Raw genomic sequence first — 6,400 nt, forward strand, 5'->3', positions numbered from 1 at the left:
CCCGGACGCGCCGCTCCGGCGCGCCATGCCAAGCGCACCGCTCCGCCGCCCCACGGCCGGACGCCGCCTCACGGTGGACGCCGCGGTCGCGGCCCTGCGCCCGCAGGAGCCGCTCCACTGCCTGCGCCCGCAGGCGGTGACCGATGCCGCGCGCGCCTTCGTGGCCGCCTTCCCGGGGGACGTGCTCTATGCCGTGAAGTGCAATGCCGAGCCCACCATGCTGCGCGCGATCGCGGCCGGTGGCGTCGCGCATTTCGACTGCGCCTCGGAGGGCGAGGTGCGCCTGGTGCGCAGCCTGTTTCCCGAAGCGGCGATCCACTTCATGCATCCGGTGAAGTCCCGTGCAGCCATCCGCACCGCGTGGTCGCAGCATGGCGTGCGCGACTTCGTGCTGGACACCGATGGCGAGCTGACCAAGGTCCTGGAGGAGACCAGCGGCGGGGCGGGCGAGCTCGGCCTGGTGGTGCGCCTCGCGCTGCCCAAGGGCCCGGCTGCCTATGACCTGTCGGGCAAGTTCGGCGCGGCGCCGGAGGAGGCGGCCGCCCTGCTGCGCGCGGCGCGCCCGCATGCCGCGCGGCTTGGCCTGTCCTTTCATGTCGGGTCGCAGTGCATGGACCCCGCGGCCTGGACGCGCGCGCTTGCACTCGCGGCGCAGGTGATCGCAGCCGCCGGTGTGGCGGTCGAGATCGTCGATGTCGGTGGCGGCTTCCCGGTGGCCTATCCGGGCAGCACGCCACCCGCGCTGGCGCTGTTCATGGACGCGATCCGCGACGGCGCGGCGCTGCTGCCGCCGGGCGTGCGCCTCTGGGCTGAACCCGGCCGCGCGCTTGTGGCAGGCGGGGCCTCGGTGGTGGTGCAGGTGCAGGCGCGGCGCGGCGATGCGCTGTATGTCAACGATGGCGTCTATGGCGCGCTGTCGGATGCCGGCGCGCCGGGCTTCCGCTTCCCGCACCGGCTGCTGCGGCCAGACGAAGCGGCCTCGGCAGTGCTGCGTGACTTCACGCTGTTCGGCCCGACCTGCGACAGCGCCGACGTGATGCGCGGCCCCTGGAGCCTGCCGGTGGATGTGCGGGAGGGCGACTGGATCGAGATCGGCCAGCTCGGCGCCTATGGCACGGCGCTGCGCACGGCGTTCAACGGCTTCGACCGCGCGCTCGTCACGGAAGTGACCGATTCGCCCATGCTCGCCACGGCGGGCTATGAGGCGGGCGAGACCCGCGCCGCCTGACCTGAGCGGGCCGATCGCACGAGGGGCGCATCGGCCCGCCCGAGATGAAAGGACACGACCACGATGAAGCACGCCGCCTTCGACGGCCGCCTGGTGATGCTTGGCTTCGGCTCGATCGGCCAGGGCGTCCTGCCGCTGATCCTGAAGCACATCGCGATGCCGAAGGACCGCATCGAGATTGTCACCTCCGACGATCGCGGCGCGGCCATCGCGGCGGAATACGGCGTGACGCACACGGTGCTGCCGCTGACGCGGGAGAACTACGCAGCCGAGCTTCGCGCGCGCCTGTCGAAGGGCGACTTCCTGTGCAACCTGTCGGTCGATGTCTCCTCGGTCGCGCTGGTGGAGCTGTGCCGCGAGATCGGTGCGCTGTATCTCGACACCTGCGTCGAGCCCTGGGCGGGCGGGTATACCGATCCGTCGCTCACGCCCTCCCAGCGGTCGAACTACGCGCTGCGCGAGAGCGCGCTGGCGCTGAAGCAGGGCGCGGGGCCGACCGCGGTGATGACGCACGGCGCCAATCCCGGACTGGTCTCCCATTTCGTGAAGCAGGCGATGCTCGATATCGCACGCGACACCGGCCACGCGACCGCGGTGCCGACCACGCGCGAGGGCTGGGCGCAGCTCGCGGCCGACCTCGGCATCAAGGTCATCCACATCGCCGAGCGCGACACGCAGGTCGCCGACCGCCCGAAGCGCCGCGGCGAATTCGTCAACACTTGGTCGATCGATGGCTTCGTGGGCGAGGGCAATCAGCCGGCGGAACTCGGCTGGGGCAGCCACGAGAAGGCGCTGCCGCCGGATGGCCGACGCCACGACTTCGGCTGCGATGCGGCGATCTACCTGATGCGCCCCGGCGCTTCCACGCGCGTTCGGTCCTGGACGCCGCTGGAAGGGCCGATGCACGGGTTCCTGATCACGCACAACGAGTCGATCTCGATCGCCGACTACTACACGCTGCGCGATGGTTCGGGCGCCGTGCTGCACCGCCCGACCTGCCACTATGCCTACCACCCCTGCGACGATGCGGTGCTGTCCGTGCACGAGCTTGCCGGCAAGAACTGGCAGATGCAGGACAGCCAGCGCCTGATGATGGACGAGATCACCTCGGGCATGGACGAGCTCGGCGTGCTGCTCATGGGGCATGCCAAGGGCGCCTACTGGTACGGCTCGCGCCTGACGATCGAGGAGGCACGCGCGCTGGTGCCGCACAACAACGCGACCTCGCTCCAGGTCTGCGTCGCCGTGCTGGCGGGCATGGTCTTCGCCATCGAGAACCCGAATGCCGGCGTGGTCGAGGCGGACGAGCTGGACCACGCGCGTGCGCTCGAGATCTGCCTGCCCTATCTCGGCGAGATGGCCGGCGTCTATTCGGACTGGACGCCGCTGCAGGATCGCGGCGTGCTGTTCCCGGAGGCCACCGACGCGGATCCCTGGCAGTTCTCCAACTTCCGCGTCGTATGAGCGATCCCGGGGAGGGGCGCCGCCGCTCTCCCCTCCATACCCGGCAAAGGACCGAACGGCCCTTTGATCCCGTCACGTGAGGGCGCCTATCCTGCAAGCGCAGGAGACGCCCATGACGATCATCCGCCCCAACCGCCCGGCGCCGGTCGGCGCCGAGGCCGTGCCCGACAGCCACGGGCTCAATCTCTATCGTGCCGATCCGACCCTCGCCGCGCTGCTGCCGATCTACCTGCCGCGGGACCTGCTCGCGCATCTCGCGCCGCACCTCGACCGGCTCGGCGCGCGGGCCGGCGGGCGGCTGTCGGACCTCGCAGCCACGGCGGATGTGAATCCCCCCGAGTTGCTGCATCGCACGCGCCGCGGCGAGGACGCGCAGTCCATCGCCTACCACCCGGCCTATCGCGAGATGGAACGCCTTGCCTTCGGCGAGTACGGCCTCGCGGCGCTGTCGCATCGCGGCGGCGTGCTCGACTGGCCCGCCCCCATGCCGGCGGCGGCGAAATACGCCCTCACCTATCTGTTCGTGCAGGCGGAATTCGGCCTGATGTGCCCCGTCTCGATGACCGACAGCCTGACGCGCACGCTGCGGAAATTCGGCGATGCGGCGCTGTTGGACCGCTACCTGCCGATGCTGACCTCGCAGGACATGGACGCGCTGTTCCAGGGCGCGATGTTCATGACCGAACAGGGGGCCGGGTCGGACATCGCGAACACCGCCGTGACCGCAACGCCGAACGCCGACGGGTCCTGGGCGCTGCATGGCGACAAATGGTTCTGCTCCAACGCCGATGCGGAACTGGCCATGGTGCTGGCACGGCCCGAGGGCGCGCCCGCCGGCATCAAGGGCGTCTCGCTGTTCCTGTTGCCACGCGTGCTGCCGGACGGCACGCCCAACCGCTACCGCATCGTGCGACTGAAGGAGAAGCTCGGCACGCGATCGATGGCGTCCGGCGAGATCACGCTGCAGGGTGCGACCGCCTGGATGATCGGCGAGCCCGGCGCGGGCATGCGCCAGATGGCCGACATGGTGAACAATTCCCGCCTGTCGAACGGCGTGCGCGCCGCCGGCATGATGCGCCGCGCGGTGACCGAGGCGCTGTTCATCGCCCATCGCCGCATCGCCTTCCGCGCGCCCATCGTCACCCTGCCGCTGATGCGCCGGCAGCTCGCCAAGATGCTGGTCCGCGCTGAGCAGGCACGCTCCATGGTTTTCCAGACCGCCGAGGCGCTGCGCCGATCCGATGCCGGCGAACCGGGCGCCTACGCGCTGCTGCGCATCCTGACGCCGCTGCTGAAGTTCCGCGCCTGCCGCGATGCGCGCGTGGTGACCGGCGATGCGATGGAGGTGCGCGGCGGCTGCGGCTACATCGAGGACTTCCCCGATGCCCGCCTGGTGCGCGATGCGCATCTCGGGTCGATCTGGGAGGGCACGTCGAACATCGTGGCACTCGACGTGCTGCGCGCCGCGGCGCGGGAGGGATCGCTGGAGGCGCTGGAAGCGCATCTCGCCGCGCTGCACGCGGACACGCCGGATCCAGTGCCGCAGCTGGAAGCGGCAACCGAGCGCGCCTTCGCGCTGGCGCGCCACGCCGGCGGCGAAGGCGGGCCGGTGCTGGCGCGCCAGGCCGCGACGGCTCTCTACAACGTCGCCTCGGCCACCGTGATGGCGTGGGAGGCGCGTGCCGTGCCGCTGCGTGCTGCGCTGGCGGCGATGGTGCTGGCGCATCGCGTGCTGCCGCGCGACCCCCTGGCCGCCTTGGACGAGGCCATTCCGGACGCGCTGCTGCCCGACCCCGGCGCTACGCGCTGATCTCGACCAGCGTGATCTCGGGCGGCACGCCGAAGCGCACCGGCAGGGTGGTGGTGCCGAGGCCGCCCGAGACCACCAGGTCGCGCCCTTCCTCGCGCACATGCCCCCAGGCGTAGCGGTTGCCGTAGCGCGAGGGGATGCGCGGCGAATAGCCCAGCAGCCGCACCTGCCCGCCATGCGTGTGCCCGCAGAAGGTCACGGCGGCGCGGGCCGGCAGGCGCGGGAAGATGTCGGGCTCGTGCACCAGCAACAGCAGCGGCGCATCGCCGGCGACATCGCGCAGCAGCCGCGGGAGGTCGTCGGCGCCGCGTTCGAAGCCAAAGGCCCAGGTGGAATCGAGCCCGCCGACCAGCACAGGCCCCGCGCGCAGCGCGCGATTGCCCAGCACGGCGATGCCGGCCGCCTCCAGCGCGCGGGCCATCGCAGGCACCGCGCCGCGGCTGGCGGACATGGCGACCGGGTCTTCCCACCAGTCATGGTTTCCGGTGATGGCGAAGACGCCATGGCGCGCGCGCAGCGCAGCCAGCCGCCGCGCCACGTCTCCATGCGGCAGAACGCGCGTGACGAAGCGCGAGGCCGGCCCGTAATCGCCGAGCAGCACCGTGATATCCGGCGCAAGCGCGTTGGTGGCGCCGACGATCTGCTCGATCCGCGCCTCAGTCATCATCGGCGCGCCGGCGTGCAGGTCGGCCAGGGCGGCCACGCGCAGCACGAGGCCCGGCGGCCAGCCCGACGGCGTCACGCGATGGTGCTGCACCGCCAGGCGCAGGAAGGGCTCGACGCCGAAGCCATAGGCCGCGAGCCCCGCCCCGGCAGCGGTCATTCCGCCAAGCCCAGCCAGGATGCCGCGCCGTCCGATCATGCGCGGCATCATGCACGCGATCATGGCGGTGCTGCGGCGAGGCTTGCGCGCACCGCCGCGCCAGCCACATGCGCGCCATGCCCGAGATTGCTGCCCCGACCCGCGCGGCCGCGCTGGATCGCCTCGCCGCCTTCGCCCCGCGCATGGGCCGCGCCTATGCCGCCGGGCGCAACCAGGATCCCGGCCCGGGCGCGCGGCGCGACGTCTCGCTGCTCTCGCCGCACATCCGCCACCGGCTGCTGACCGAGCAGGAGGTGGTGTCGGCCGCGCTGTCCCGTCACGGGTTGCCGGCGGCGGAGAAGTTCATCCAGGAGGTCTTCTGGCGCACCTACTGGAAGGGCTGCCTGGAAATGCGGCCATCGGTCTGGACGCGCTTCACGCAGGAGCGCGACCGAGCGCTGGCCGACCCGCCGCCAGGCCATGAGACGGCCCTGCGCGGCGCGACCGGCATCGCCTGTTTCGACGCCTGGATGCAGGAACTGACCGAAACGGGTTGGCTGCACAACCATGCGCGGATGTGGTTCGCCAGCATCTGGATCTTCACGTTGCGCCTGCCCTGGGTGCTCGGCGCGGATGCGTTCCTGCGCCACCTGCTCGATGCCGATGCGGCGTCGAACACGCTGTCCTGGCGCTGGGTGGCGGGGATGCAGACGCGCGGCAAGCACTACGTTGCGCGGGCGGAGAACATCGCGCGCAACACCGGCGGGCGGTTCGATCCGCGCGGGCAGTTGGACGAGGACCCCGCGCCACTCGACGACGGGCCGCCGCCCTCGCCCCTCCCGCTTGCGCCACCCGCGCGCGCACCGGACGGCCCCGCGCTGCTGCTGCTGCACGAGGACGACCTGCATCCGGAGAGCCTCGACCTGGGCGCCACGCGCATCGTGACGGTGGCGGGGGTGGCGGTGCCGCAGGCGCGCTCGCCGCTGGGCTGCGCGCCGGTCGCGGCGGCCTTCACCGAGGCTGCGCTGGACGACGCGCTGGCGCGGGCGGGTGCGCAGTTTGCCGTGCCGGCGCGCCGCGTTGCGGTCGCGGAGGT

General features: G+C 72.0%; 5 protein-coding genes. 4 read left to right on the forward strand and 1 reads right to left on the reverse strand.

The features are described 5' to 3' along the window. The 3 genes from HW578_RS21320 to HW578_RS21330 form a co-directional block, all read left to right on the forward strand. On the forward strand, window positions 1-1,228 hold a 1,228-nt coding region (locus HW578_RS21320), incomplete at its 5' end, for a type III PLP-dependent enzyme domain-containing protein (protein WP_408906261.1). A 63-nt stretch (window positions 1,229-1,291) separates the two neighbouring features. Continuing rightward, window positions 1,292-2,692 carry a homospermidine synthase gene (locus HW578_RS21325; RefSeq protein WP_198372731.1) on the forward strand — a complete coding sequence of 467 codons (1,401 nt, stop codon included), beginning with the start codon at window positions 1,292-1,294 and terminating at the stop codon, window positions 2,690-2,692. Between the two features lie 112 nt (window positions 2,693-2,804). After that, complete coding sequence (locus HW578_RS21330; RefSeq protein WP_198372732.1) at window positions 2,805-4,502, forward strand: acyl-CoA dehydrogenase family protein; 1,698 nt, start codon at window positions 2,805-2,807, stop codon at window positions 4,500-4,502. Here HW578_RS21330 and HW578_RS21335 read toward each other — a convergent pair. Continuing rightward, the gene (locus HW578_RS21335) at window positions 4,492-5,364 is read right to left on the reverse strand and encodes a metallophosphoesterase (RefSeq protein WP_198372733.1); all 873 of its coding nucleotides are present in this window, start codon (window positions 5,362-5,364) and stop codon (window positions 4,492-4,494) included. The genes HW578_RS21330 and HW578_RS21335 overlap by 11 nt on opposite strands. A 77-nt stretch (window positions 5,365-5,441) precedes the next feature. On the opposite strand from HW578_RS21335, the gene HW578_RS21340 reads away from it, so the two are divergent. Beyond that, window positions 5,442-6,400: FAD-binding domain-containing protein (locus HW578_RS21340; protein WP_198372734.1), on the forward strand; the 959-nt coding region annotated here is incomplete at its 3' end.

The organism is Roseomonas rosulenta, assembly GCF_016106005.1.
Lineage (GTDB): Bacteria > Pseudomonadota > Alphaproteobacteria > Acetobacterales > Acetobacteraceae > Neoroseomonas > Neoroseomonas rosulenta.